Source organism: Mesorhizobium sp. W067 (genome assembly GCF_054719525.1).
This window is the reverse complement of record NZ_JBTTII010000001.1, coordinates 4,454,121-4,479,531: the sequence shown is the minus strand read 5'-3', so window position 1 is coordinate 4,479,531 and position 25,411 is coordinate 4,454,121. Positions and strand designations below refer to the sequence as shown.

Annotated in this window: 22 protein-coding genes; 15 read left to right on the top strand and 7 right to left on the bottom strand. The window is 64.1% G+C overall.

Annotated features, from left to right (window positions below):
* Positions 1-86 precede the first annotated feature (86 nt).
* Complete coding sequence (locus tag ACYG97_RS21860) at positions 87-998, top strand: LysR family transcriptional regulator (RefSeq protein WP_023732960.1); 912 nt, start codon at positions 87-89, stop codon at positions 996-998.
* 107 nt (positions 999-1,105) lie between these two features.
* Here ACYG97_RS21860 and ACYG97_RS21855 read toward each other — a convergent pair whose 3' ends face one another.
* The 4 genes from ACYG97_RS21855 to ACYG97_RS21840 all read right to left on the bottom strand — a co-directional run bounded on the left by ACYG97_RS21855 (position 1,106) and on the right by ACYG97_RS21840 (position 3,695).
* Positions 1,106-2,155 (bottom strand): aldo/keto reductase, encoded by a 1,050-nt coding sequence (locus ACYG97_RS21855; RefSeq protein WP_023732961.1) that lies wholly within the window; start codon positions 2,153-2,155, stop codon positions 1,106-1,108.
* Between the two features lie 132 nt (positions 2,156-2,287).
* On the bottom strand, positions 2,288-2,689 hold the full coding sequence (locus tag ACYG97_RS21850) for a type II toxin-antitoxin system VapC family toxin (protein WP_023728699.1): 402 nt from the start codon (positions 2,687-2,689) through the stop codon (positions 2,288-2,290).
* Positions 2,689-2,943, bottom strand: a complete 255-nt coding sequence (locus ACYG97_RS21845; protein ID WP_023684084.1) for a type II toxin-antitoxin system Phd/YefM family antitoxin — start codon at positions 2,941-2,943, stop codon at positions 2,689-2,691. The genes ACYG97_RS21850 and ACYG97_RS21845 overlap by 1 nt, the downstream gene beginning before the upstream one ends.
* A gap of 89 nt (positions 2,944-3,032) precedes the next feature.
* Positions 3,033-3,695, bottom strand: a complete 663-nt coding sequence (locus tag ACYG97_RS21840) for a YggS family pyridoxal phosphate-dependent enzyme (RefSeq protein WP_023732962.1) — start codon at positions 3,693-3,695, stop codon at positions 3,033-3,035.
* Between the two features lie 148 nt (positions 3,696-3,843).
* On the opposite strand from ACYG97_RS21840, the gene leuS reads away from it, so the two are divergent.
* Together leuS and lptE are read left to right on the top strand one after the other, a co-directional pair.
* Complete coding sequence (gene leuS, locus ACYG97_RS21835; protein ID WP_023732963.1) at positions 3,844-6,471, top strand: leucine--tRNA ligase; 2,628 nt, start codon at positions 3,844-3,846, stop codon at positions 6,469-6,471.
* Positions 6,458-7,054 carry an LPS assembly lipoprotein LptE gene (gene lptE / locus ACYG97_RS21830; RefSeq protein ID WP_023698237.1) on the top strand — a complete coding sequence of 199 codons (597 nt, stop codon included), beginning with the start codon at positions 6,458-6,460 and terminating at the stop codon, positions 7,052-7,054. Before leuS ends, lptE begins: the two co-directional genes overlap by 14 nt.
* 83 nt (positions 7,055-7,137) lie before the next feature.
* On the opposite strand, the gene fsa is transcribed toward lptE, so the two are convergent.
* Positions 7,138-7,794 (bottom strand): fructose-6-phosphate aldolase, encoded by a 657-nt coding sequence (gene fsa / locus ACYG97_RS21825; RefSeq protein ID WP_023688874.1) that lies wholly within the window; start codon positions 7,792-7,794, stop codon positions 7,138-7,140.
* 90 nt (positions 7,795-7,884) lie between these two features.
* On the opposite strand from fsa, the gene ACYG97_RS21820 reads away from it, so the two are divergent.
* The 4 genes from ACYG97_RS21820 (at position 7,885) to ACYG97_RS21805 (ending at position 14,222) form a co-directional block, all read left to right on the top strand.
* The gene (locus tag ACYG97_RS21820) at positions 7,885-10,068 is read left to right on the top strand and encodes a primosomal protein N' (protein ID WP_023732964.1); all 2,184 of its coding nucleotides are present in this window, start codon (positions 7,885-7,887) and stop codon (positions 10,066-10,068) included.
* Between the two features lie 225 nt (positions 10,069-10,293).
* Positions 10,294-12,552, top strand: a complete 2,259-nt coding sequence (locus ACYG97_RS21815) for a TonB-dependent receptor (protein WP_023732965.1) — start codon at positions 10,294-10,296, stop codon at positions 12,550-12,552.
* Positions 12,553-12,567: 15 nt separating this feature from the next.
* A complete protein-coding gene (locus ACYG97_RS21810; protein WP_156937164.1) occupies positions 12,568-12,942 on the top strand; it encodes a hypothetical protein in 375 nt (124 codons plus the stop codon).
* Positions 12,939-14,222, top strand: a complete 1,284-nt coding sequence (locus ACYG97_RS21805; protein ID WP_023732967.1) for a RhtX/FptX family siderophore transporter — start codon at positions 12,939-12,941, stop codon at positions 14,220-14,222. The genes ACYG97_RS21810 and ACYG97_RS21805 overlap by 4 nt, the downstream gene beginning before the upstream one ends.
* Positions 14,223-14,233: 11 nt before the next feature.
* On the opposite strand, the gene ACYG97_RS21800 is transcribed toward ACYG97_RS21805, so the two are convergent.
* A complete protein-coding gene (locus ACYG97_RS21800; RefSeq protein WP_023732968.1) occupies positions 14,234-15,400 on the bottom strand; it encodes an MFS transporter in 1,167 nt (388 codons plus the stop codon).
* Between the two features lie 119 nt (positions 15,401-15,519).
* On the opposite strand from ACYG97_RS21800, the gene ACYG97_RS21795 reads away from it, so the two are divergent.
* From ACYG97_RS21795 to ACYG97_RS21775, 5 genes are all read left to right on the top strand, one after another.
* On the top strand, positions 15,520-17,307 hold the full coding sequence (locus ACYG97_RS21795; RefSeq protein WP_031262003.1) for an IucA/IucC family protein: 1,788 nt from the start codon (positions 15,520-15,522) through the stop codon (positions 17,305-17,307).
* Positions 17,304-18,368 carry a GNAT family N-acetyltransferase gene (locus ACYG97_RS21790; protein ID WP_031262005.1) on the top strand — a complete coding sequence of 355 codons (1,065 nt, stop codon included), beginning with the start codon at positions 17,304-17,306 and terminating at the stop codon, positions 18,366-18,368. The genes ACYG97_RS21795 and ACYG97_RS21790 overlap by 4 nt, the downstream gene beginning before the upstream one ends.
* On the top strand, positions 18,365-20,176 hold the full coding sequence (locus tag ACYG97_RS21785) for an IucA/IucC family protein (protein WP_050590365.1): 1,812 nt from the start codon (positions 18,365-18,367) through the stop codon (positions 20,174-20,176). The genes ACYG97_RS21790 and ACYG97_RS21785 overlap by 4 nt, the downstream gene beginning before the upstream one ends.
* On the top strand, positions 20,173-21,507 hold the full coding sequence (locus ACYG97_RS21780; RefSeq protein WP_023732972.1) for a lysine N(6)-hydroxylase/L-ornithine N(5)-oxygenase family protein: 1,335 nt from the start codon (positions 20,173-20,175) through the stop codon (positions 21,505-21,507). Before ACYG97_RS21785 ends, ACYG97_RS21780 begins: the two co-directional genes overlap by 4 nt.
* A gap of 110 nt (positions 21,508-21,617) precedes the next feature.
* Positions 21,618-22,313, top strand: coding sequence for an aspartate/glutamate racemase family protein (locus ACYG97_RS21775; protein ID WP_023709271.1), 696 nt, complete (start codon positions 21,618-21,620; stop codon positions 22,311-22,313).
* A 16-nt stretch (positions 22,314-22,329) separates the two neighbouring features.
* Here the strand turns inward: ACYG97_RS21775 and ACYG97_RS21770 are convergent, their stop codons facing one another.
* On the bottom strand, positions 22,330-22,518 hold the full coding sequence (locus tag ACYG97_RS21770; protein ID WP_023693181.1) for a hypothetical protein: 189 nt from the start codon (positions 22,516-22,518) through the stop codon (positions 22,330-22,332).
* Positions 22,519-22,656: 138 nt separating this feature from the next.
* On the opposite strand from ACYG97_RS21770, the gene ACYG97_RS21765 reads away from it, so the two are divergent.
* The 3 genes from ACYG97_RS21765 to atpA all read left to right on the top strand — a co-directional run bounded on the left by ACYG97_RS21765 (position 22,657) and on the right by atpA (position 25,388).
* Entirely contained in the window at positions 22,657-23,052 is a 396-nt protein-coding gene (locus tag ACYG97_RS21765; protein WP_023688886.1) for an AGROH133_08824 family phage infection protein, read from the top strand.
* A gap of 246 nt (positions 23,053-23,298) precedes the next feature.
* Complete coding sequence (locus ACYG97_RS21760; RefSeq protein ID WP_023732973.1) at positions 23,299-23,859, top strand: F0F1 ATP synthase subunit delta; 561 nt, start codon at positions 23,299-23,301, stop codon at positions 23,857-23,859.
* Positions 23,859-25,388 carry a F0F1 ATP synthase subunit alpha gene (gene atpA, locus ACYG97_RS21755; RefSeq protein WP_023684101.1) on the top strand — a complete coding sequence of 510 codons (1,530 nt, stop codon included), beginning with the start codon at positions 23,859-23,861 and terminating at the stop codon, positions 25,386-25,388. The genes ACYG97_RS21760 and atpA overlap by 1 nt, the downstream gene beginning before the upstream one ends.
* The last annotated feature ends 23 nt before the right edge of the window (positions 25,389-25,411 follow it).

Below are 25,411 nucleotides of genomic sequence, written 5' to 3'. Positions count from 1 at the left end.
CCCGCGCCCCGACCGCAGAGATCGTGTTGCCATGCCTTGTGAACCAGACTTGCCTCGGGCATATTTCCTGTGAAATAGATTCACAGATGGCCAGACCCGATATCAACCGTTCCGGCGAGATCGAAGTGTTCGTACGCGTCGTCGAGGCGAGCAGCTTCTCGGCTGCGGCTCGTTCGCTGCGTATGACACCGTCGGCGGTGAGCAAGCTGATCGCGCGACTGGAGGCAAGGCTCGGCGCGCGGCTGGTCACCCGCTCGACGCGCAAGCTGCAGCTGACGCCGGAAGGGACGGCGTTCTATGACAGCGGGGTGCGCATCCTGGCCGATATGGCGGCGGCCGAGCGCGAGGCGGCCGTGGGTGCCGCGCCGCGCGGACGGCTGCGCGTCAACTCCTATGTGCCCTTTGGGGTGCATCGGCTGATCCCGCTGCTGCCTGATTTCCTCGAACGCTATCCCGAGATATCGGTCGATCTGGTGCTGACCGACAGCGTCATCGATTTGATGGCTGAGCGTGCCGACGTCGCCATCCGCGCCGGGCCGCTCGGCGAATCGCGGCTGGTGGCGCGCAAGCTCGGGCAAACCCGGATGACGGTCGTTGCCGCACCGTCCTATCTCAAGACACATGGCACACCGCTGATTCCAGCCGATCTCAGCCGGCACAATCGCATGGCTTTCGGCTTTGTCCGGCATGTCGATGGCTGGCAGTTTGTCGACGCAGCTGACAATGCCATCACGGTTCCCACCGTGGGAAACACACTGGTCGGCGATGGCGAGTCGATGCGGTTGATGGCGGTCGGCGGCGCCGGCATCGCCCGGCTGGCGCACTGGCATGTGGCCGATGACATCGCGGCGGGCCGGCTGACGGCGCTGCTGGAGGATTTCGATCCGGGCGACGAGGAGCCTACCCACGCCGTCTATGTCGGCCAGGGCCGGCATCTGCCGGCACGGGTGCGGGCCTTTCTCGACTTTCTGGTCGAGAGCGTTCGGATGGGAGCATGATCCCGAAAGGGGGAATCCGGTTTTCGGAAAAGATCATGCTCAACAAAAACAGAGCCTGAACGATTTTGGGGAGCCCCTTTGGCTCCCCAGCATCCAACCGGCGGCGACTACTTCTTCGGCGTGAACGGCGCCGGGCGGCGACCGGCGGCCTGGCGCTCCAGCATCCAGCCGGGATATTCGGCCGGCAGCGCGCTGACCTCATCAAGTTTGGCGAGATCGTCGGCGTCGAGCTTCACCTCGGCCGCGGCTAGGTTCTGCTCGAGCTGCTCCATGCGGCTGGCGCCGATGATGACGCTCATGACGAAAGGTTTGGCCAGGACATAGCCGAGCGCCACCGTGGCGACGCTGACGCCGTGCTTCTGGGCGATCTCGCGCATCACGGCGACAGCCGCCCAGGCGCGGTCCTCATCGACCGGCGGGAAGTTGAAGGCGGCGCGGCGGCCTTCGCCATTGCCGGGCGCGCCGGGGCCGTATTTGCCCGACAGCAGGCCGCCGGCCATTGGCGACCAGACCATCAGGCCGAGCTTTTCCTCGTTGATCAGCGGCACGATCTCGCGCTCGAGGTCGCGGCCGGCGATCGAGTAATAGGACTGGATGGTCTCAAAGCGGGAAAACCCCTTGCGCTCGGCTATGCCGAGGGCCTTAGAGATGCGCCAAGCCGCCCAGTTGGAGACGCCGACATAGCGGACCTTACCGCTGGCAACGAGATCGTCGAGCGCCCGCAGCGTCTCGTCGATGGGGGTCACCGTGTCGGTGCCGTGCAGCTGGTAGAGATCGATATGGTCGAGCTGCAGCCGCTCCAGGCTGCCCTCGACCGAATCCATGATGTGGCCGCGCGAAGAGCCGCGCTCGTTCGGGCCCTGGCCCATGGCGCCATGCACCTTGGTCGCAATGACGACGTCCGAGCGCTTGACGCCAAGATCCTTGAGCGACTGGCCAAGCAGGCGTTCGGACTGGCCGAATGAATAGACGTCGGCCGTGTCGAAGAAATTAACGCCGGCGGCGATGGAACGGGCAACGATGTCGTTGACGCCCTTCTGGTCGAGGCTGGCAATCAGGCCCCATTGGGCATTCTCGCCCGCGGCGCCGAAGGTCATGGTGCCGAGGCAGAGTTCCGAGACGAACATCCCCGTATTTCCAAGTTGATTGTAGCGCATGGTGGCTCCAGCAGATTGGTGATGACGCCAAGCAAATAGGAACGGCGCGTTTCGTTTCCAGTCGTGGCGCAATGATGGGCCGGCTCTGGCTCAACCTGCGGCCGACCCCAACACCGGATCAACACAGGCGGGTCAGGCTTCCCAAGGGTTGAACATTGTGACGCCAGTATCGTCAAAATCGGCGACGTTGCGTGTGACCAGTATGAGGTCGTGGAAGAGCGCCGTCGCGGCTATAAGCCCATCTGCGTCGCCGCGCGTGCGGATCGCGGAGATGCGACCCCATTGGGCAGCGATGCTCTCGTCTATGCCGAGAATTCGGTTTTCGTAGCTGTGGCGCAGACCGTGGAACCACGCTGCTAAATGGTTTGCAGTGTCGGGGTCGTTTCGCCGCTTCATTTCGATTCCGCGTGCGATTTCACCGAGCGTGATGACGCTTAGAAACAGAGACTGGCGCTCTTGCTTGATTATCCAATCCGCCACTGGCCCCTCTCGCTTTCGCGCACCCGACACGACGTTCGTGTCCAGAAGAAACATCAGAGGTCCACGTCTCTGCCGGGCCCCTTGGAGCGGCGATTGACCTCTTCGACGAAGTCGTCGTCCCACTCGGGACCGGAAAGAAGGTATTCCGCAAGTGAGGGCTTAGAGCCGACGAGCCTTTCGTATTCTTCAGCGGCCAACACGACAGCAGCGGGCTTTCCACGCAAGGTGATGGTCTGCGGGCCCTTTTCACGAGCCTGCTGAACCAGCTTCGAGAGATTGTTTTTTGCGTCCTGCAGATGCCAGTTCATGGAAGATACCTAGCTAGCTTGGCTAGATATAGCATCGCTGCAGCGATGCAGCAACAAATGCTACTGTTAGGGCCGCGAGATCACCGAGGTTATCGGCCGCCAAAAATCGCCGAGCCGACGCGGACGCTGGTGGCGCCGAAGGCTATGGCGGTCTCGAAGTCGCCGGACATGCCCATCGACAGTTTTGCGACCCCGGCCTCTTTGCCGAGCTTTTCCAGCAAGGCGAAATGCGGGCCGGGGTTTTCGTCGGCCGGCGGGATGCACATCAGGCCTTCGATGGCGAGGCCATGGACATCGCGGCAGCGGGCGACGAAGGCGACGGCGTCGCGCGGCTCGATGCCGGCCTTTTGCGGCTCCGAGCCGGTATTGACCTGGACGTAGAGTTTCGGCGTGCGGCCCTGGCGCACGATTTCCTTGGCGAGTTCGGCGGCGATCTTTTCGCGGTCGACGGTCTCGATGACGTCGGCGAGAGCGACGGCTTCCCTCGCCTTGTTCGACTGCAGCGGGCCGATCAGATGCAGTTCGATATTAGGGAATTCCGCTTTCAAGGCCGGCCATTTGCCTTGCGCTTCCTGCACGCGGTTTTCGCCGAAGACGCGCTGGCCAGCCTCGATGACCGGGCGGATGACGTCGGCCTCAAAAGTCTTCGACACCGCAACCAGCGTCACCGAACCGGCGTCGCGGCCGGCCTCGCGCTCGGCGGCAGCGATCCTCGTCTTGACGGCGAAAAACTGTTCGACGGCGCTGGCCATGTCCATATCCTGCCTGTCTTTAATCATCTTGGCCGGCTCGCCGCAGTTGACGGGTCCGGCAATCCATGGTGAACACCGCGACGACATTTACCTTGGCCACCGGGCCTTGTCCGGCGGTCTGCGCCTGCTTTTAAGTGAAAATCATCCGATGGCAACCGAACGATACAATCCGCGCGCGTCAGAGCCCAAATGGCAGAAGGCCTGGGCCGAAAAGAAGCTGTTCGAAGCGCATAACAACGATCCAAAGCCGAAATACTACGTGCTGGAGATGTTCCCCTATCCCTCGGGGAAGATCCATATCGGCCACACCCGCAACTACACGATGGGTGATGTGGTGGCGCGCTACAAGCGGGCCAAGGGCTTCAACGTGCTGCACCCGATGGGCTGGGACGCTTTCGGCATGCCGGCCGAAAACGCGGCGATGCAGAACAAGGTCCATCCCAAGGAATGGACCTACGCCAACATCGCCGCCATGCGCGAGCAGCTCAAGATGATGGGCCTGTCGCTGGACTGGGCGCGTGAGTTCGCCACCTGCGACGTCGACTATTACCACCGCCAGCAGATGCTGTTCCTCGATTTCGTCGAAAAGGGGCTGGTGACGCGCAAATCCTCCAAGGTCAACTGGGACCCGGAGGACATGACGGTGCTCGCCAACGAGCAGGTCATCGACGGCCGTGGCTGGCGCTCGGGCGCGCTGGTCGAACAGCGCGAGCTGACGCAGTGGTTCTTCAAGATCACCGACTACGCGCAGGACCTGCTGGACTCGCTGAATGGTCTCGGCGAGTGGCCGGAAAAGGTCAAGCTGATGCAGCAGAACTGGATCGGCCGCTCGGAAGGGCTGCTGATCCGCTGGCCGCTGGCCGCTCCGGTTGGCGATGCGAAGGAACTGGAGGTCTACACGACCAGGCCCGACACCATTTTCGGCGCGTCGTTCATGGCGGTTGCCGCCGACCATCCGCTGGCCAGGAAGGCCGCCGAGACCAATCTCGATCTGGCCAAGTTCATCGACGAAATCAGGCATATGGGCACGTCGGTGGCCGCACTGGAGACGGCCGAGAAGAAAGGTTTCGACACCGGCATCCGCGTCGTGCATCCGTTCGACGACTCGTGGACCCTGCCGGTCTACGTCGCGAATTTCGTTTTGATGGAATACGGCACCGGCGCCATATTCGGCTGTCCGTCGGGCGACCAGCGCGACCTCGACTTCGCCAACAGATACGGCCTGCCGGTGATCGCGGTGGTGATGCCGGAAGATGCCGACGCCAAGACCTTCCAGGTCACGGAAGAGGCCTATGTCGATGACGGCGTGATGATCAATTCGCGCTTTCTCGACGGCATGAAGCCGGAGCAGGCGTTCGACGAGGTGGCAAAGCTCCTGGAGCAGAAGACCATAGGCGGGCGGCCAATGGCGGAGCGCAAGGTGAACTTCCGCTTGCGCGACTGGGGCATTTCGCGTCAGCGCTACTGGGGCTGCCCGATCCCGATGATCCATTGCGAGGATTGCGGCGTCGTGCCGGTGCCGAAGGCCGATCTGCCGGTCAAGCTGCCCGACGACATCGAGTTCGACCGTCCCGGCAATCCGCTCGACCGCCACCCGACCTGGCGGCATGTGAAGTGCCCGCAATGCGGCAAGGATGCGCGCCGCGAGACCGACACGATGGACACGTTCGTCGATTCGTCCTGGTATTTCGCGCGCTTCACCGCGCCCTGGGCCAATGAGCCGACGGAGCCCAAGGCTGCCGATGACTGGCTGGCCGTCGACCAGTATATTGGCGGCATCGAGCACGCGATCCTCCATCTGCTCTATTCGCGCTTCTTCACCCGCGCCATGCGCGCGACCGGGCATCTCGACCTGGCCGAGCCATTCAAGGGCCTGTTCACGCAAGGCATGGTGGTGCATGAGACCTACCGCGTCGGCGGTGCGTCGAACAATGGCCGCTGGCTGTCGCCGGCTGAGGTCAGGATCGAGGATGTCGGCGGCAAGCGCCGCGCCATCGAGATCGCCACCGGCGAAGAGGCGGCGATCGGCTCACTCGAAAAGATGTCGAAGTCGAAGAAGAATACGGTAAGCCCGGAAGACATCACCGACGGCTACGGCGCCGACACCGCACGCTGGTTCATGCTGTCGGATTCGCCGCCCGAGCGAGACGTCGAGTGGACGGACGATGGCGCCGCCGGCGCGCACCGTTTCATCCAGCGTGTCTGGCGCCTGGTGTCGATCGCCGCCGAGACGCTCGATGGCGTCAAGCCACAGGCGGCGCAGGATGGCGAGGCCGGTGCCGTTTCCAAGGCCGCGCACAAGATCCTGAAAGCGATCGGCGAGGATATCGAGAAGCTCGGCTTCAACCGAGCCATCGCCCGCATCTACGAACTTGCCAATGCCTTGAACACGCCGCTCAACGACGTTGCCGAGGGCAAGGCCGATGCGGCGCTGAAAGGCGCCTGCCGCGAGGCGGTGGAGATCCTTGTGCATGTGGTCGCGCCGGTCATGCCGCATCTGGCCGAAGAGTGCTGGCACACGCTCGGCGGCACCGATCTGGTCGCCGAACGGCCATGGCCGGTCTACGACCCGGCGCTGGTGGTCGACAACGAGATCGTGCTGCCGGTTCAGGTCAACGGCAAGAAGCGCGGCGATTTGACAATTGCCCGCGACGCGGACCAAGGTGCGGTCGAAAAAGCGGTTCTGGCTCTCGACTTCGTGCAGAAAGCGCTGGAAGGTAAGGCGCCCCGCAAGGTGATCATCGTGCCGCAGAGGATCGTCAATGTCGTTGCCTGATTTCAAAAAGACGGGGCTTGACTTCGGAAAGACGACGCATGTGCTGCGCCGCACCGCGCTCTGCGGGCTGGTGGCCTCGATGACGCTGGTTTCGGCCTGCACTGTCAGGCCGCTCTATTCGAGCGCGCCGCTGACGGCAGGCTCGACTGTCAGCGCGTCGGCGGAGCTCGCCTCGATCGCGGTCAAGCCGGTCAAGACCCGCTATGCCCAGCAGGTCCGCAACAATCTGATCTTCGCCTTCGGCCAGGGTGCCGGCGAGACGACGGCACCGGTCTACATGCTCGATCTCGGTGTCACCGAACTGGTCGAATCGGCCGCGGTGGTGCAGATTCAGACCGACGAAGACGAGCCGACGGCAGGCACGGTGACGCTGACCGCAAACTATGTGCTGACCGATGCCAGGACCGGCGTGGTGATCGCCACCGGCAAGCGGTCGATCCCATCATCCTTCGACAAGCCGACGCAGGAGTTCGCCTCCTACCGGGCGCAGCTCGACGCCGAGAACCGCGCCGCACGCGAACTGGCTGAAATGGTGAGCCTGTCGGTCGCCCAGGACTTGGTCAGGCACGGCAAGAAGGCCTGAGCGTTTCCTAGCCTTGCCAACTCGACTTTAGCAGTCCGCAAGAAAAAGGCCGGTTTCCCGGCCTTTTTGTAGCGAACCCGATCTCAGCCGATCTTCTGGCCGGTCTTGGCCCAGTCGGCAGCGAACTGATCCAGGCCCTTGTCGGTCAACGGGTGCTTGACCAGCGCCTTCAGCGTCGCGGCCGGCGCGGTAACGACATCGGCGCCGATCAGGGCTGCCTGCTTGACGTGGTTCACGGTGCGAACCGAAGCGACGAGGATCTCGGTGTCGAAATCGTAATTGTCGTAGATCTGCCGGATCTCCTGGATCAGCTCCATGCCGTCCGCGCCGGTATCGTCGACGCGGCCGACGAAGGGCGAGATGAACGAGGCGCCGGCCTTGGCCGCCAGCAGCGCCTGGTTGGCCGAGAAGCACAGCGTTACATTGACCATGCGGTTCATCTCGGTGCGGATCGTCTTGCAGGCGCGCAGGCCGTCGAGCGTCAGCGGCACCTTGATGCAGACATTGTCGGCGATCTTGGCCAGGATGTTGGCCTCGGCCATCATGTCCTTGTATTCGACCGCAACGACCTCGGCCGAAACCGGGCCCTTGACGATGTCGCAGATCTGCTTGGTGACCTCGGCGATCTTGCCGCCGGATTTCAGGATCAGCGAGGGATTGGTGGTCACGCCGTCGAGCAGCCCCAGGTCGTTCAGTTCCTTGATGTCCTTGATGTCAGCGGTGTCGACAAAAAATTTCATGGGGGTCTCCTGAAAGATTTCCATGTGCATGCCATGCACATTCGGGGTTGCCCTTTGATCTAGACCAAAGTCGGGGCAAGGTCACGCCCGATGATCGAAGATTCGCCCTTTGTCGCAGCCGCGCCGGTGCTGGTGCCGATGCCGGCCGAACGGCCCTACACCTACGCTTTGCCTGCCGGCGTGCGCGTGGTGCCGGGCTCGATCGTGCGCGTGCCGCTCGGTCCGCGCCAGGTTGCCGGCATCGTCTGGGATGGTGCGGTCGAGAATATCGACGCCAAAAAGCTGCGCCCGATCGAACAGGTCTTCGACTGCCCGCCGATCGACCGCGGCATGCGCCGCTTTGTCGACTGGCTGGCGCAGTACACGCTGTCGCCGCCCGGCATGGTGGCGCGCATGCTGTTGCGCGCGCCGGAGGCGTTCGATCCCGAACCATGGATCGAGGGCCTGCAGCGGACCCTCGTCATGCCCGACCGGATGACGGATGCCAGGACGCGCGTGCTGGAGACGGCGGAAGGGGGGCTTGCCTGGACGCGATCCGGCCTGGCGCACGCGGCGGGCGTGTCGTCGACGGTGGTCGAGGGGCTCAAGGCGCAAGGCGTGTTCGAGACAGTGATGATCCCGCCTCGACCGGTGGTCGCCGCGCCCGATCCCTCCTACGCCATGCCGGAGCTGATGCCGGACCAGGCAGACGCGGCCGCCATGCTGCGCGCCAATGTCACGGCCGCTGCTTTCAACGTCACGCTGCTCGACGGCGTCACCGGCTCGGGCAAGACGGAAGTTTATTTCGAAGCGGTGGCGGCAGCCCTGGACCAGGGCAGGCAGGTGCTGATCCTTTTGCCGGAGATCGCGCTGACGCATGCCTTCCTCGAACGCTTCCAGCAGCGCTTCGGCGCCAAGCCGGCGGAATGGCATTCCGACCTGCCGCCCCGAATGCGCGAAAAGGTCTGGCGGCAGGTGGCGGAAGGCGGCGTGCGCGTCGTTGCCGGGGCGCGTTCGGCGCTGTTCCTGCCGTTCCGCGAGCTCGGGCTGATCGTCGTCGACGAGGAGCACGACCCCGCCTACAAGCAGGAGGATCGCGTCTTCTACAATGCGCGCGACATGGCGGTGGTGCGCGGCCATATCAGCGGCTTCCCGGTGGTGCTGGCGTCGGCGACGCCATCGGTCGAAAGCCGGGTCAATGCGCAGCAGGGCCGCTACAGCAGGGCGGTGCTGTCGGCGCGCTTTGCCGAAGCCGCGCTTCCCGATCTCAAGACGATCGACCTGCGGCGCGCGCCGCCGGCCCGGGGCGGCTTTCTGTCGCCGCTGCTGATCGACCAGATGCAACGTACGCTGGAGAAGAAGGAGCAGTCGCTGCTGTTCCTCAACCGGCGCGGCTATGCGCCGCTGACGCTGTGCCGTGTCTGCGGCCACCGCTTCGGCTGCCCGGTCTGTTCGGCCTGGCTGGTTGAGCACCGCTTTCGCGGCCAACTCGTCTGCCATCATTGCGGGCACAATGAGAAGCGGCCGGAGGCTTGTCCGGAATGCGGCACGCTCGACCATCTGGTCGCCTGCGGGCCTGGCGTCGAGCGGATAGCTGAAGAAGTCGTGGCGCATTTCCCCGACGCGCGCACGATCGTCCTGTCGTCCGATTTGATGGGTGGAGTGCGCCGGCTGCGTCTGGAGCTCGAGGCCATTGCCAATGGCGAGGCCGACATCGTCATCGGCACGCAGCTGGTCGCCAAGGGCCATAACTTTCCCAACATGACGCTGGTCGGTGTCGTCGATGCCGATCTCGGCCTCGCCAATGGCGATCCGCGCGCCGCCGAACGGACCTTCCAATTGCTCAGCCAGGTGACTGGACGCGCCGGCCGCACCGGCAAGAAGAGCCTCGGCCTGCTGCAGACTTTCCAGCCGGACCATCCGGTGATGCGGGCGATCGTCTCGGGCGATCCCGAGGCCTTTTACGAACGCGAGATCACTGAGCGCGAACGGGCAGCCCTGCCGCCCTTCGGCAGGCTTGCCGGCGTCATCGTCAGTGCGGTGACGCGGGCCGAGGCCGAAGGCCACGCGCGCGGCCTGCGCCGTGCAGCACCCCAGGCCAGCGACCTGTTCGTGCTCGGCCCGGCCGAGGCGCCGCTGTCGCTGCTTGGTGGGCGCCATCGTTTCCGCTTGCTGATCCAGGGTGAAAAGCGCGCCGACATCCAAGGCTTCATCCGCACCATGCTGGCCGAAGGGCCGAAGCAGCGCGGCTCGGTTCGCGTGCAGGTCGACATCGATCCGCAGAGCTTCTTGTAAGCACAAAGGCTGACGACGCCGCCGGCTGCCCTATGCCGTTTTGTCAAGAAAGCTCAACATCTTAGCGCCCGCTAAAATACGTTCTGCTCATATGCACAGCCCCCGTCCGTTGCGGAACAATCCTGATCAAAGAACTCATCAAATAAATGTTGACTCCTTTTGTCATGAATTATAACTGGGCCTTTCCGCTCTGGCACTGGGGACCAGGGCATGGATGGGGGCAGCATGCGCAGATTTTACAGTTCACTTCTTTGGTCATCGGCTTTGGGTTGGTCGATCCTGGCAGGCGCGGCATTTGCCCAGGAAGCCGCCCCGACAGGCAAGCAGGAAGCCACGGTGCTCGACCAGATCCTGGTCACCGGCCGCAATGAAAGGTCCATTTCCAGCGTTGCCCAGTCGGTCCAGGTCGTGGAACGGCAACAGGTCGAGGAAGCCGCGCAGGAAAATATCGACGCCGCGACCCTGATCAGCCGCATCGTCCCCGGCTACGCGCCACGCAACCAGACCATTTCCGGCGCTTCGGAAACCTTCCGCGGGCGCAGTCTTCTCATCATGGTCGACGGTGTGCCGCGCAACACACCGCTGCGGGACGTCTCACGCATCCTGTCGATGATCGACCTGAATTCGGTCGAGCGCATCGAAGTCATCAATGGCGCGTCCAGCCTTTATGGCGCCGGCGCCACCGGCGGCACGATCAACTTCATCACCAAGCGCGGCGACAGCGACAAGCCGAAGGTGACGGTGCGCACCGGCGTCACCGCCTTCACCGAAAACCCCGGCAAGTCGGCCGGGCCAAGCACCAGTGTCTCGGTCGAGGGCAAGAAAGGCGATTTCGACTATTTCTTCTCGGCGTCCGGTGATCTGTCGCGCCGCACCTATGACGGCCACGGCAACGAGATGGCTTCCGACGCCATGCTTGGGCAAGGCGGCGGCGACCGCACCGGCACGGGCAATCTCTTCGGCGTGGCCGGCTACCAGTTCGATTCCAGGCGCTTCGAGGCCAGCGTCGACTGGACCTATGCTAACCAGAAGCCGGACTGGTTCACCGATTACACGACCAATCCCGTCTCCCCGGATTTCGGCGATCCCTATGAAGGCAAGCCGCTGAAGGAAGATTCGAAATATCTGACCGCCAAATACACCGACAGCGACTTCGCGCTCGGAAACCTCGAGGTCAAGGCGTTCTACAACGACATCTTCAAGCAGTCGCCCTTTACCAAATTCTCGGCCGTCAACAGCCAGGTGTATTTACCGACGAACCCGACGCGGCCGGTGATCCTGCCGCCGGGTACGGACCCGACCGCCGACTTCAACCAGACGGCGCTGCAATCGCGGCGCAGCGGCGTCAACCTGACCGTCAACACGCCGATGGACTTTATCACTCAGGGCAGCACACTGACCTGGGGCGCCGACTACGTTTTCGATGCCACCGATCAGCAGCTGACCAACGGCCAGGACGCCATCTCGCCCACGACCCAGAACTCGGTTGCCTTGTTTGCGCAGGGCGAAATTTCGGTGACGGATCGCTTTCGCATCAGCGGCGGCGCGCGCTACGACCAGTTTTATCTCAACGTTGAAGACTTCACCCGGCCTGCCGCTGCCGTTCTGCTAGGCCGGAACATTATCGGCCTGCCGGCGATCCAGGTGACCGGCGGCTCGTTCGACTACGACGCCGTCACCTTCAACGCCGGCGCCGTCTACGATCTGACCGAAAGGATGCAGCTTTTCGGCAATTTCTCGCAAGGCTACAGCCTGACCGACATTGGCGGCTTCACCCGCCGGGCCGGGTTGAACTCCAACGCCGAAACCTGCGACGCCTATGGCACCGCCATCCGGCCGCTGCTGCCATGCACCAACGCGCCGGATTACGCGATCAGCTATGCCGATATCGCGCCTGAACCCCAGCTGGTGAACACCTGGGAAGCCGGTCTGCGCGGCGATTGGGGCGACTATCGCGGCGGCGTCAGCACCTATCTGTCGACCTCGGACAACGGCGTCAGCTACGACATCGTCAACAACCGGGTATCGCAGCAGAAGGAACGTATCTGGGGCGTCGAAGCCAATCTCGAGGCAGACCTCAGCGGCATGTTCACGCTGGGCGGATCGGTCGGCTATGTCGAAGGCAAATACGACGCGGATCGCGACGGCCACATCGAAGCGAACGAGTATCTGCCGAACAACCGTGTCCCCTCGACCTACAAGGGCCTGGTCTATCTCACCACCCGTTTCGAGAACGAGCTGACCCTGCGCAGCGAGTTGGAGCTGTTTTCCGGACGCGACCGCATCGCCACCCAGGAACTGGACGGTGCAGCACTGGTCAATCTCGCCGTCTCGAAGACGTTCGGCAATGAAAGCGTGCTGAACCTTGCCGTGCGCAATGTGTTCGACACCTACTACATCAACCCTTCCGCATCGGCGACCCGCGGCGCCGACGTTCCGGGTCTGGGACGTTCGGTTGCGTTGTCCTACCAGATCACATTCTGAGGGGCGGCGGTGGCGGTGTCTCTCCAACGAAACGGTGCATTAGTCTCGCTGCTGGCAGAAGCGCCAGCCGATCCGGCGGATGGCGCGCGCTATATCGAGGCGCTCGGCCGCCTTTCGCAGGAACGGGAGCCGTTCGTGCTCCTGGTCGATATCCGCATCGAGATCGCGCTGAGCGACGCCCAGCGCAAGGCGCAAAACCTCTGGTACAAGGCGGAACGCGAGCAGCTCGAAAAAGCCTGCCGCGCCTGTGCGCTGGTGCGCCCCGCCGCCGACGAGAACATGCAGCGCGTCTGGCAAAGCCTGTTCGGCTTTCCAGTGCTCGTCACCCGCAGCCGGGCGGAGGCCGGCGCCTTCCTGAACGGTTACGCACCGAAGGACTATGACGAATGAGCGCCGACGCAGACAGGCTGGCGCCTGCTGGGCTTTCGCGCTTGCGGCTTTTCGTCGTCCTGGCCTGTCTCTATCTGGCGCAGGCCGTCCCGAGCTATCTGTTTGCCGCGGCGATCCCGCCGATCCTGCGTGAGCAAGGCGTGTCGCGCACCGCCATCGGCATGATGGCGCTGCTGATGCTGCCGCTGGTGCTGAAATTCCTGTGGGCGCCGCTGGTCGATCGCTTTCGGCCAGTGGTCCGCGCCCATCGCGCCGGCTGGGTCATCATCACCCAGATCGGCGTCATCGCCGGCATCGCCGCCATGCTTTGGATCGAGCCGACCGATGTCGCCGGTATCTTTGCCGTCGGCCTTGTCGTGAGCCTGTTGATGTCGACCCAGGACATCGCCACCGACGGCTACGCGGCCAAATATCTCGACCCGAAGGACAGGCCGATCGGCAATGCGATCCAGGGCGGCGCCGTCGCGCTCGGCGTCGTTCTCGGCGGCACGCTCGGCCTGTTGGCTTATCATCATGCCGGCTGGCAAACCATGGTGGCCATGGTGGCCGCGCTGTCCATCATCCCGCTGGTCGCCGCCTTCGCCATGCGCGAGACCGATCCCGTCGCCAGCGCGCCGCAGGCGGCCATCGACCGCCCCTCGATCCTGCGCTTTCTGCGCCGGCCGGAGGCACGCCAGATCCTGTGGATCGCGCTCATCTACCGCGCCAGCGAGGGGCTGGTGAAGTCGATGGAAGGCTCCTATCTCGTCGATGCCGGCGTGCCGCTCGATATCATCGGTTATCTCTCGGGCGGTGCCGCGCTCACCGTCGGGCTCGGCGGCTCGGCGCTGGCGGCGTGGCTGCTGCACAACAGGGGCGCCGCCTCGGTGCTCGGCCTGCTCGGCGCGCTGCGAACCATCTGCTTCCTGATCTTCGCGCTGCACGCTTTCGGCGCTATCGCCGGCTTCTGGCCGATCTTCGGCGCCTCGTTCCTGCAGACGCTGGTGCGCTACATGGAGATCGTGGCGCTCTACAGCCTGTTCATGGCCGTGACGTCGTCGGACCAGCCGGGCACCGACTTCACCATCCTGTCCTGCGCCCAGCTTATCGTCTACCTCGTCGGCTCCATGCTTGCCGGGCGCCTCGCCGACATGCTCGGCTACTCCGCGCTGTTCACCCTGGCGACCGTGCTGTCGGGCATAGCCGTGGTGGCGACCTATCGCATGTTGAATGCCCATTTCGCCGATACCGCAAAGACCCAGCCAGGAACGCCGATGCCGCTGCCGAAGGTCGCCGAATGAGTGCGGGTTCGCTAGTGCTTATGAACCATGGCTGCAAGACCGGCTGCGGCCAGAGCCAGCGCCGCGCAGCCGGCCAGCGGCGCAAAGGGCCAGAGCGTGAAGGCGAAGCCGCCGGCCAATGCGCCGATGCTCTGGCCGAGCACATGGGTGCTGGTGAGCCAGCCGGCCGCCGCGCCCTGCTCGCCGGGCTCCAGGCGCTTCATCAGCCAGGCGGTGTAGCCGGGTGTAGCCAGGGCAATGCCGGCCGCCGCCACCACCAGAGACGCTGCCGAGGCAACATGGCTGGCCGTGACGGCCAGCGCCGTCATGCCGACGCAAACCATGAGACAGCCGACGACGACGCTGTTGCGCTCCGCCAGCCGCAGGCGCGCCATGAGCAGTCCCTGGACCAGAACCATGACGACGGCGACCAGCATCAGGGCCAGGCCGGTCAACGTCGTGGCCTGCGTCGCACCAAGGCCAAAACGCTGCTGGGTCATCGGGCCGAGCATCATCTGCACCTGTCCGAAGCCGAGCGTCAGGCACAAGCCCATCGCCAGGCAAGGCAGAGCGCGGCGATCGAAGGGCGATATTCCACGGCCGACGTCGGCCGCCCTGCCGTCGGTCCGTCCGCCGGCTTCCCCTTTGCCCGGCGCGAGCCACAGCAACAGCGGGCTGAACAGGAACAGGATGGGCGGCAGCAGCGGCGACAGGACGGCAGCCGTCGCCGCCAGCGCGCCGGCCAGCCGCCCCATGCTGACGCCGGCGCCAAGCAGTCCCAGCGCGGCCTGTCGCCTGTCATCGGCAACCGAGCGGCTGGCCCAGATCTGCGCCGTCGGCATGACGCCGGACGCGGCAAAACCGTACACGGTTCGCGAGAGCATCAGCAAAGCGATGCCGAGCGCGGCTCCCATGCCGGCTATCAGCAGCATGGCGAACACCGCCTGGCCGGCCAGCATGGCGAGGCCGAGCAAGCGCAGCAGCCTGGCATGGCCAAGCCGCTCGCCCATGCGACCCCACAGCGGCGAGCCGACCAGAAAGGCCGCCGCGCCGACAGCAGTTGCCGCGCCGATAGCAAACGTGTCGAGCCTCAGCCGCTCCATCACCAGGGGAACGAGCGATACGAAGGCCGACTGGCCGAAGCCGATTGCCGAGACCGCGATCGCCAGGCGGCGCAGAAGCGAAGATCGATTTTTCATACGGGTCGTCACAAGACCAAGCTTATTTCTTGTTCAGAATAGATAATCAACAGAAATGTTTAAAGACGACAACGTATAAATGCAATACATGCAGTATATTATGATTTATGAGGATGCACATGGAACAAGTAAAACCAGAATCTTCCTCTGCATTAAGCCCGTTCCTCAACGCGTTGCTGCGGGAATGGGATGGCTGGGAATTCGTCGACGCCAGGCAAACCGGGCTGTTTCGGCCGCAGGCAGCCGTGCTGCGTCTGAATTTCCCTGCCTGGCGCGCGGCGGTGCTCGTCGAGGCGCGGCATCGCTCGAAGGTTGGTTACCACGATTTAGCGATGCCGCTCTGGCGCCTCGATATTAGTAACGACGGGGCCGATGGCGAAGCGACTGAGATCGACATTTTCAGCCTTTTGGCGCTGATCCTGGCGGATCCCGACATTGCCGGCCGGGCGACAGCGAAAAGCCGACTGACCTTCCTGCGCCGCAGCCTGGCCAGCATCGCCGCAATCGCTGACGCGACTGCGGCGCGTGGATCGTCGCGGCCCTTCTCCGAAGGCGATCCTGATTTCATCGATGCCGAAAGCGCCCTGCGTTTCGGCCACGCGGTGCACCCGGCGCCGATGAGCCGCGAAGAGTTCACGCAGACTGATTCCGAGCGCTTCGGGCATGAATACGGCAATGCGTTCAAATTGCGCTGGTGGGCCGTCGACCCGGCCATACTCACTGGGGGCAGCGTCGAGCCGCTAGATGTCAGCGAGATGGCCCGCGGGCTTGCCGTCAGCGATCCGCAGTTGCTCGCCCGTGCCGGCCAGCAGCAGGGCAAGGTTCTCGTTCCGATGCATCCGTGGCAGGCCGCGCGGCTCACGTTAGAAGACCGCGTCGAGAGCCTGTTCCGCGCTGGCCGCATTGTCGATCTTGGCCTCGGCGGACAAGCGTGGCGCGCCACGACCTCGCTGCGGACAATTCATTCAGCTGAAGCCGAGTGGATGCTGAAATTCTCGCTCAGCCTGCGCCTGACCAATTCCCGGCGCATCGTCGAGGAGCATGAGTGCCGGCGCGGCCTTTCGGTCCACCGGCTGGTCAAGGGCAAGCTTGGCGATGCCTTGCAGCGGCGCTGCCCGACCATGACGGTGCTGGGCGAGCCGGCCTGGTTCGGCTTGCGCGACGAAGACGGCCGGCTGATGACGGACACCATCGTCTCGCTCCGCGAAAACCCGTTTCGCGGCACGGGCAGTCCGCCGGCTGCCGTTCTCGGCGCGCTTTGCGAGCGCCATCCCGGCCGTACCGAAAGCCATCTGTCCGACCTGGTCCACCGTATCGCCCGCAACGAGAAGCGACCTGTCGAGGAAACGGCGCGTTTCTGGTTCGAGCGTTTCCTCGAAACTGCCATCGTGCCGTTTATTGTGGCCTTCTCGGAATTCGGCCTGTTGTTCGGCGCCCACCAGCAAAACCTCGTCGTCGGCCTCGCGGGCGGCTGGCCGGATGCGCTCTATTTCCGCGACAGCCAGGGCACCGGTTATGTCGAGGAATTCCTGCCCAGGCTGCGCGAATTCCTGCCCGAGGCTGGTCAGGCGGGCGATCATGTCTTCCCAGCGGAAGCGGCCGCGAAGCTGTTCGGCTACTATCTGGTCGTCAATGGCGCTTTCGCCGCCGTCGCAGCCCTTGCCGCCGCTGGCCTCACCAACGAAGACGATCTGCTGGCGATATTCCGCCGCTCGCTCGAGCGGCTGGCCGCCACGCCGATGGCTGACCGGTCCTGCGTCGACTATTTGCTCAACGCGCCGACGCTTGCTGCCAAGGGCAATTTCCTGATCGCGCTGCGCGACATCAATGAGAACACCGAGGTGACCGACCCGCTGGCCGGTTACGTCGAGCTTCCCAACCCCCTGCATGTGAGAGAATACGCATGAACATCGAGGCTGCGAAAAACTGGTCACCCGCCACCGTCGCCGGCAACGAAGGATGGCAGCATCTGGCCTCGGCCGCGGAGCCGCTCGCCATCCGTGCCGGCGATGGCCATGTCAGCCTGGTCAACGCTGAGGGAACAGCGGTGGGACAGGCCCGCATCTCCATCGCGGATGGCCGCCTGCTCATCGATGACGTCGCGTTCACGGGAGGCCGTCTCGATCAGCCGCAGGTCCTGGCGGGCCTCGTTGACGCGGCACTGCGCCTGCATCCTACCTTCGACCGCGCCTTCCTGCCGGCGGCCAAGACGCTGTGGCCGGTTTCGGCGCTGGCTACCGAGACGGTTCCGGGTGAACCGGAACGCGCCGTCATCCATCGCTCGGTCCTGCGCCAGCTGCCGCTGCTGTGGCGCAGCCAGGCCTCGCATGTCACCTATCCGGCATTGATGACCGCTATCGGCCCGCAAGACCGGCTGCCGCCATTGCGCCAACCGCGCCCCTGCGGCCCGATGTACGAACGCTGGATTGCCGAGCTCGGTCTCACCGTGTCGTTGGGTCCGATCGATCGCCGGACCGATCTCGACCTCTTCCATCGCTGGATGAACGATGGCCGTGTCGCCTTCTTCTGGGAACTTGCCCAGAGCCATGAAGAGCTCGACAAATATCTCGCCGAGCAGGAAAGCGATCCGCACATCTTCGGCGTCATCGCCAGCTTCGATGGGGAGCCGACCGGCTATTTCGAGTTCTACTGGGCCAAGGAGGACCGGCTCGGGCCTTATTACGAGCCGCTCGACTGGGATCGCGGCTGGCATGGGCTGATCGGCAATACGCGCCATCTCGGCCGGCCGAAGACGCTGGCTCTGTTCCGTTCCGTCACCCACTATCTGTTCCTCGACGAGCCGCGCACGCAGCGCATCGTCGGCGAGCCACGCGCCGCGCACCAGAAGATGCTGAGCTATTGCGCCGACGCCGCCTACGACAAGGTCAAGGAGTTCGACTTCCCGCACAAGCGCGCGGCGCTGGTCTGCTGCGAACGCGAGCGCTTCTTCCGCGAGGTGCCGCTGTGACGGTGCAGCAACCGATTGCCAAAGCGGAGGAGGCGACACGCTGGGCTGCGATCAACCGCGACGCCGTCGCCAAGGCCATTTCCGAACTGACCTTCGAGGAGTGCCTGTCGCCCCGCGAGCTTTCGCCCGGCCGATGGAAACTGACGCCCGGCCCCGGCGTGACCTATCGCTTTGCCGCGACGCGGCGCCTGTGGGGTCAGATCGCCGTCCGTCCGGAGACGCTGACCCGCGATGCCGGCATCGAGCTGCCGGTCGACGATGCGGTCGCCTTCTTCGCCGACGCGCGCGAGACGCTCGGCATGTCGCCGGCAACATTCTGCACCTATGCGAAGGAGCTTTACAACACGCTGATGGCCGACATGCGGATCGCCAAAGCCCGCGGCAATCGACCGGCCGCCGATCTAGCCGCGCTGCCGGATACCGAGTTGCAGGCATTGCTCGACGGCCATCCGAAGGCGCCCGCCAACAAGGGACGGCTTGGCTGGGGACGGGACGGCTACGCGCCAGAATCGGCTGCCGCATTCCAGCTCTTCTGGCTTGCCGCCGCCAGCGATCGCTGCCTGCTGGCGCTTGACTGCGGGCTCGACGAAGAGGCGCTGCTGCAGGCCGCACTCGGCGACTACGAACGCGCAAGGCTCGAAGCGGCCTTCACTGCCGCCGGGGCCTCGCGATCGACGCATAGGCTGCTGCCGGTCCACCCCTGGCAGTGGCAGGCGATGATCGCCTCGCAATATGGTAGCGAGATCGCCGCCGGCCGGCTGGTGCCGCTTGGCCAGTTCGGCGACGCGTTCCTGCCCCTGCAGTCGCTGCGCACTCTTGCCAACGTGGCACGGCCCGAGGCGCTGCACGTCAAGCTGCCGCTGACCGTCCTCAACACCTCAGCGTGGCGCGGCGTGCCGGGCAAATACATGGCGATCGGCGCCGATCTGTCGCGCTGGCTGGCCACGGTGGCGGCCGCGGACCCGGTGCTCAAGGACGTCAAGGTGCTGAAGGAAGTCGCCGGCGCCTTCTATCCGCATCCGCACTATACCGGCGTTGAAGGCGCGCCCTATCAGTTTTGCGAGATGCTGGGCGCCATATGGCGCGAAAGCCCCGAAAAGGATCTGACAGCGGGCCAGCGGCCGATGATGATGGGCGCCCTGCCGCAGCGCGACGCCCATGGCAGGCCGATCGCCAGCGCCCTGATGGAGCAGTCCGGCCTTGGTCCGGAGGCATGGCTCGATCGCCTGTTCTCCACGGCCTTTGTGCCGCTCTACCACTTCATGTGCCGTTACGGCGTCGGCTTCATCGCCCATGGCCAGAACGTCACCATCATCCTCGACGGAGCGACGCCTCTCGGCGTGGCGGTCAAGGATTTCCAGGGCGACCTCGATCTCGTCGACCAGCCGTTTCCCGAACTGGCCGGCCTCGACCCCAAAATCCTGTCGACGCTGAAGCGCCGGCCGCCGGCACATCTTCTCCAGCATCTGCAAACGGGACACATCGTCAGCGTTCTGCGCTTCCTATCCGAGGCGCTGGCCGCCTATGACCGCTTCGACGAGAGGACTTTCTACGCCATCCTGGCCGCCGCCATCCGGCGCTACCAGGCGCAGAACCCTGAGCTGTCGGAACGGTTCGCGCTCTTCGATCTGTTTGCTCCGAAGATCCCACGCATCGCCATCAACAAGGTGCGCTTCGCCATCGGCTACGGCGACAGCGGCGAACGCCCTCTGCCCGACCTTGGCACACCGCTCGACAATCCGCTTAACCCCGAGTCAGCCCGGCGATCTCCCATCAGCCCAGCCAGCTCCATAAGGAGTTCGCCATGACCCATACGCTTGACCTCGCAGGCATCGGCATCGGGCCGTTCAATCTCAGCCTCGCCGCCCATCTCGATGCGGTGGACGGCGTCGAAGCGCGCTTCTTCGATCGGGCGACGCGGCTCGAATGGCACCCGGGCATGATGCTGCCGGGCGTCGAACTGCAGACATCCTTCCTCAAGGATCTCGTCACCGCGACGCATCCGACCAGCCCATGGTCGTTCATGTCCTATCTGGTCGCGCAGAAGCGGTTCTATGAATTCCTCAACGCGGATTTCTCAGCCATCCCGCGGCCGGAATTCGCCCGCTATCTCGGATGGGTCGGCGAGAACTTGTCTTCGCTGCGCTTCGCCAGCGCCGTCGACCGGATCGACTTCGACGGAACGAATTTCAGGCTGCGTATCGGCCGCGAGCAGGTGAACGCGCGCAATCTCGCCATTGCCGTCGGGCTGGTGCCCAACATCCCCGCCTGGGCGCGGGCGGCGGCCTCCGATCAATGCTTCCACAACGCCCAGGCCGCCAACCGCCTCGATCGCCTGAGCGGACAGCGTGTCGCCGTGATCGGCGGTGGCCAGAGCGGCGCCGAAGTGCTTCTGCATCTGATCTCCTCCGACCGCTTCGCCGGCCGCGAAATCGAGTGGATCTCGATGCGGCCGAATTTCCTGCCACTGGACGACTCGCCTTTCACCGACGAACTCTTCACGCCGGGCTATGTCGAAAGCTTCCATCGGCTGCCGCAAGGGCGGCGTGAGACGATCCTGGAACAGCAACTGCTTGCCGGTGACGGCGCATCGACGAGCACACTGAAGGCGATCTATCGCCAGCTTTACACGCTGCGGCACCTCTCGGAGGAAACGACGGCGGTCAACATGACGCCGCACCGCGAAGTGCTGAACGTGAGGCGGGAAGGCAGCGAATACCGGCTGATCATGCGCAACGGCTTCGACGGCGCCATCGAGACGCGCACCGTCGATGCGGTGGTTCTGGCCACCGGCTATGCCTTTGCCATTCCTGATTGCATGGCGCCGCTCATGAACAGGATCGCGCTGGACGAGCGCGGTCATTACAGGCTCAACGCCAGCTTCGAGGTCGAATGGGACGGGCCCGACGACCGCCGGATCTACGCGCTCAATGCCGGCCGGCTCAGCCATGGCATAGCCGAGCCGCAGCTCAGCCTGATGGCTTGGCGCAGCGCCAAGATCGTCAATTCGCTGCTCGGGCGGGCACAGTTCGATCTCGATCTGCCCGATCCGCCGGTTGCCTGGAGTTCAAGGCACACGATACAAAGCCTGCATCATCTCGGCGCCAATGCGAGGATGACCGAATCGGGCGCGCGGTGATGTTTGTGGAGGCGGGCCGAAGAGCGTGGTACGGCGCGCGTTAAGATTGACATCGACCCGTAAAGCTTTTCTGTGAGAGAGATCGTTCGGTCCTGCTGGAGGCTCAGCGCATGAAAACCCTTGGCCTTATCGGCGGCATGAGCTGGGAATCGACGGCGATCTATTATCGCCTGCTCAACGAGATCGTGCGCGTGCGGCTGAGCGGGCTGCATTCGGCAAAACTGTTGCTCTATTCCTTCGACTTCGCCGAAATCGCCGACCGGCAGCATCATGGCGACTGGGACAGTGCGGGCGTGCTGCTGGCGGATGCGGCGCGCAAGCTGGAGGCGGGCGGCGCCGAGGGTCTGCTGATCTGCACCAACACCATGCACAAGCTCGCCGACCGGGTGCAGGCGGCGGTGTCGATCCCGCTTATCCACATTGCCGACGCCACGGCCGTCGCGGTCAAGGGCGCCGGCGTCAAGCGGCCGGCGCTGCTGGCGACCCGCTTCACCATGGAGCAGGATTTCTACAAGGGCCGGCTGACGGAGAAATACGGGCTGCAGCCCGTGGTGCCGGACCAGGCCGGGCGCGACATGGTGCACCAGGTAATCTACGACGAGCTTTGCCGGGGCATCGTCAACGCGGCATCGAAGGCGGCCTATATCGACGAGGTCGCCCGTCTGCGGCGCGATGAGAAGATCGATGGCGTCATCATGGGCTGCACCGAGATCACCATGTTGATTGGCGAGCGCGATTTCGACATTCCGGTGTTCGACACCACGCGCATCCATGCCGAGGCGGCGGTCGCATTCATGCTGCCCTGAAGGGTCAAAACAAGGATCAGGGCTGGGCAGCCACGGCGACATTGCCGCTGCCGGCCACTTTCAGCTTCCATCGATCTGCTTCAGTGCCGGCCAGATTGAGGTGCCCGGTCAGGAAATAAAGGCGACCGGTGTCGGGGCCTTTGGCTGTGCAAAACCGGTCCTGCAGATAGGAGGGAGGCGTCGCCTGACAATACAGGTTGGCCACGATGCTGGCCGGACGCGCGCGCGGCCTAAACAGCCTTCCGCTCCTTCACGAATTGCGCGCCAAAACTGCCGCGCGCTTGACTTCTTTTTGCAGCGACATTCAATGCATCCGGCATTGCTGTGAGGGGATGAAAGCAAGATGGAATTCGCGTTTCCGTGGCCGACCAGCCAGGGCGAATGGCTGGCTTGGTCTAGCGCCGTCGTCACCTTGGCGCTCGGTCTGCTGTTTTTCCTCGCGCCAGGGCTGGCATTTCGGATTCTGCGGCTGCAGGTCCGGGCCGAAAGGGCAGCGGCAATCGCGGAAGGGCGCGGCCGGATGTCGGGCTTCTATCTCGGCGTCAGCCTGTGCTGCATTCTGTTGGCGCAGCCGTGGCTCTATATGGCACTCGGCTTTTCCTGGCTGTTCACCGCTTTTGGCCGTTTGCTGTCGATGATGTCGGACGGCGCCAACACGCCTTTCAACTGGGCGTCGATCGTCGTCGAACTCGTCCTGGCCGCGTTGCCGCTCGCCTTCGTCTTCGGCTTTCTGCCCTGAATCGGCAGCCAATCCAAAGGCTTCGGTTGAACTCTGCGGCCGGATGCGACAATAGTGCCCGAAAAGCATGCGGAACGACGCATTGCGGTCTTAAAATGCCTGTGCTAGACGGCAATCGACTTTCGGCCGGGGATAGCGGAAGCCGCGCCTCCGTGCTTGGAAAAACTTAGTAAGGTCAAAGATTTAGCCAGAGTTTTTGCTCGCGCCAACAATCTGCGGCCCCTCAGACAAGAGAAAAGACGGTCCGTGGCTCAATCGTCATCGCCAATCTCAGGTGTCGCAGAACGCTACGCGGGTTCGCTGTTCGAACTTGCGCGGCAGTCGAATTCGGTGGCCAAGGTCGAGGCCGACCTCAACAGTTTCGCCAAGATGCTGGATGACAGCGCCGACCTGACGCGCCTCATCAACAGCCCGGTGTTCTCCAGCGAGGACCAGGCCAAGGCAATCGCGTCGATCGCCGACAAGGCCGGCATCACCGGCCTGACCGGCAATTTCCTGCGCGTCGTCGCCCGCAACCGCCGGCTCTTCGCGGTGCCCGGCATGATCAAGGCATTTCGCCGGATCTCTGCCGAACAGCGCGGTGAGACATCAGCCGAGGTCACTTCGGCGCATGAACTGACGGCTGCCCAGCAGACGGAACTCAAGGCCGCGCTGAAAAGCGTCGCCGGCAAGGACGTGGCCATCACTGTTACCGTCGATCCGTCGCTGCTCGGCGGGCTGGTGGTCAAGATGGGCTCGCGCCAGATCGATACGTCGCTCAAAACCAAACTCAATTCGCTCAAGCTTGCACTGAAAGAGGTCGGCTGATGGACATCCGCGCCGCGGAAATTTCCGCAATTCTCAAAGACCAGATCAAGAATTTCGGCAAGGAGGCCGAGGTCTCCGAAGTCGGCCAGGTGCTGTCCGTCGGTGACGGTATCGCTCGCGTCTACGGCCTCGACAATGTCCAGGCCGGCGAAATGGTCGAGTTCCCCGGCGGCATCCGCGGCATGGCGCTCAACCTCGAAGCCGACAATGTCGGTGTCGTCATCTTCGGCGCCGACCGCGACATCAAGGAAGGCGACATCGTCAAGCGCACCGGCGCCATCGTCGATACGCCTGTCGGCATGGGCCTGCTCGGCCGCGTCGTCGACGCGCTCGGCAATCCGATCGACGGCAAGGGCCCGATCAAGGCGACCGAACGCAAGCGCGTCGACGTCAAGGCGCCAGGCATCATCCCGCGCAAGTCGGTCAACGAGCCGATGTCGACCGGCCTCAAGGCCATCGATGCGCTGATCCCCGTTGGCCGCGGCCAGCGCGAGCTGGTCATCGGCGATCGCCAGACCGGCAAGACCGCGATCATCCTCGACACGATGCTCAACCAGAAGGCCGTGCACGACAACGGGCCGGAAAAGGAAAAGCTCTACTGCGTCTACGTCGCCATCGGGCAGAAGCGCTCGACGGTCGCGCAGTTCGTGAAGGTTCTCGAAGAGCGCGGCGCCCTTGAATATTCGATCATCGTCGCCGCCACAGCTTCCGATCCGGCGCCGATGCAGTTCCTGGCGCCGTTCACCGGCGCCACCATGGGCGAATATTTCCGCGACAACGGCATGCATGCGCTGATCAGCTATGACGATCTGTCGAAGCAGGCCGTCGCCTATCGCCAGATGTCGCTCTTGCTGCGCCGCCCGCCGGGTCGCGAAGCCTATCCGGGCGACGTGTTCTACCTGCATTCGCGCCTGCTCGAGCGCGCCGCCAAGCTCAACGACGATCTGGGTGGCGGTTCGCTGACCGCGCTGCCGATCATCGAGACGCAGGCCAACGACGTGTCGGCCTACATCCCGACCAACGTGATCTCGATCACCGACGGCCAGATCTTCCTCGAAACCAACCTGTTCTTCCAGGGCATCCGTCCGGCGGTCAACGTCGGCCTGTCGGTGTCGCGCGTCGGTTCGTCGGCGCAGATCAAGGCGATGAAGCAGGTCGCCGGCTCTATCAAGGGCGAGCTCGCGCAGTACCGCGAAATGGCTGCGTTCGCGCAGTTCGGCTCCGATCTCGACGCCGCCACGCAGCGCCTGCTCAACCGCGGCTCGCGCCTGACCGAACTTCTGAAGCAGCCGCAGTTCTCGCCGCTCAAGGTCGAGGAGCAGGTCACGGTGATCTTCGCCGGCGTCAACGGCTATCTCGACAAGCTTGCGCTGAACCAGGTCGGCAAGTTCGAGCACGGCCTGCTCAGCCATATGCGCTCGGCCGGCAAGGACGTGCTGGACGGCATCCGCAAGGAAAAGGCGCTGTCGGACGATCTGCGCGCCAAGCTGAAGGCCGAGATCGACGCCTTCGCCAAGACCTTCGCTTGAGAAGAAGCCGGACGCTCGGGATC

Bases quoted from the DNA above. Each gene is read 5' to 3' on its own strand.
- ACYG97_RS21820 (WP_023732964.1), top strand. From the start codon at position 7,885: ATGATCGAAGATTCGCCCTTTGTCGCAGCCGCGCCGGTGCTGGTGCCG.
- ACYG97_RS21805 (WP_023732967.1), top strand. From the start codon at position 12,939: ATGAGCGCCGACGCAGACAGGCTGGCGCCTGCTGGGCTTTCGCGCTTG.
- ACYG97_RS21815 (WP_023732965.1), top strand. From the start codon at position 10,294: ATGCGCAGATTTTACAGTTCACTTCTTTGGTCATCGGCTTTGGGTTGG.
- atpA (WP_023684101.1), top strand. From the start codon at position 23,859: ATGGACATCCGCGCCGCGGAAATTTCCGCAATTCTCAAAGACCAGATC.
- ACYG97_RS21775 (WP_023709271.1), top strand. From the start codon at position 21,618: ATGAAAACCCTTGGCCTTATCGGCGGCATGAGCTGGGAATCGACGGCG.
- ACYG97_RS21840 (WP_023732962.1), bottom strand. From the start codon at position 3,695: ATGGCCAGCGCCGTCGAACAGTTTTTCGCCGTCAAGACGAGGATCGCT.
- ACYG97_RS21800 (WP_023732968.1), bottom strand. From the start codon at position 15,400: ATGAAAAATCGATCTTCGCTTCTGCGCCGCCTGGCGATCGCGGTCTCG.
- lptE (WP_023698237.1), top strand. From the start codon at position 6,458: ATGTCGTTGCCTGATTTCAAAAAGACGGGGCTTGACTTCGGAAAGACG.
- ACYG97_RS21780 (WP_023732972.1), top strand. From the start codon at position 20,173: ATGACCCATACGCTTGACCTCGCAGGCATCGGCATCGGGCCGTTCAAT.
- ACYG97_RS21765 (WP_023688886.1), top strand. From the start codon at position 22,657: ATGGAATTCGCGTTTCCGTGGCCGACCAGCCAGGGCGAATGGCTGGCT.
- ACYG97_RS21860 (WP_023732960.1), top strand. From the start codon at position 87: ATGGCCAGACCCGATATCAACCGTTCCGGCGAGATCGAAGTGTTCGTA.
- ACYG97_RS21790 (WP_031262005.1), top strand. From the start codon at position 17,304: ATGAACATCGAGGCTGCGAAAAACTGGTCACCCGCCACCGTCGCCGGC.
- ACYG97_RS21795 (WP_031262003.1), top strand. From the start codon at position 15,520: ATGGAACAAGTAAAACCAGAATCTTCCTCTGCATTAAGCCCGTTCCTC.
- leuS (WP_023732963.1), top strand. From the start codon at position 3,844: ATGGCAACCGAACGATACAATCCGCGCGCGTCAGAGCCCAAATGGCAG.
- ACYG97_RS21845 (WP_023684084.1), bottom strand. From the start codon at position 2,943: ATGAACTGGCATCTGCAGGACGCAAAAAACAATCTCTCGAAGCTGGTT.
- fsa (WP_023688874.1), bottom strand. From the start codon at position 7,794: ATGAAATTTTTTGTCGACACCGCTGACATCAAGGACATCAAGGAACTG.
- ACYG97_RS21850 (WP_023728699.1), bottom strand. From the start codon at position 2,689: ATGTTTCTTCTGGACACGAACGTCGTGTCGGGTGCGCGAAAGCGAGAG.
- ACYG97_RS21855 (WP_023732961.1), bottom strand. From the start codon at position 2,155: ATGCGCTACAATCAACTTGGAAATACGGGGATGTTCGTCTCGGAACTC.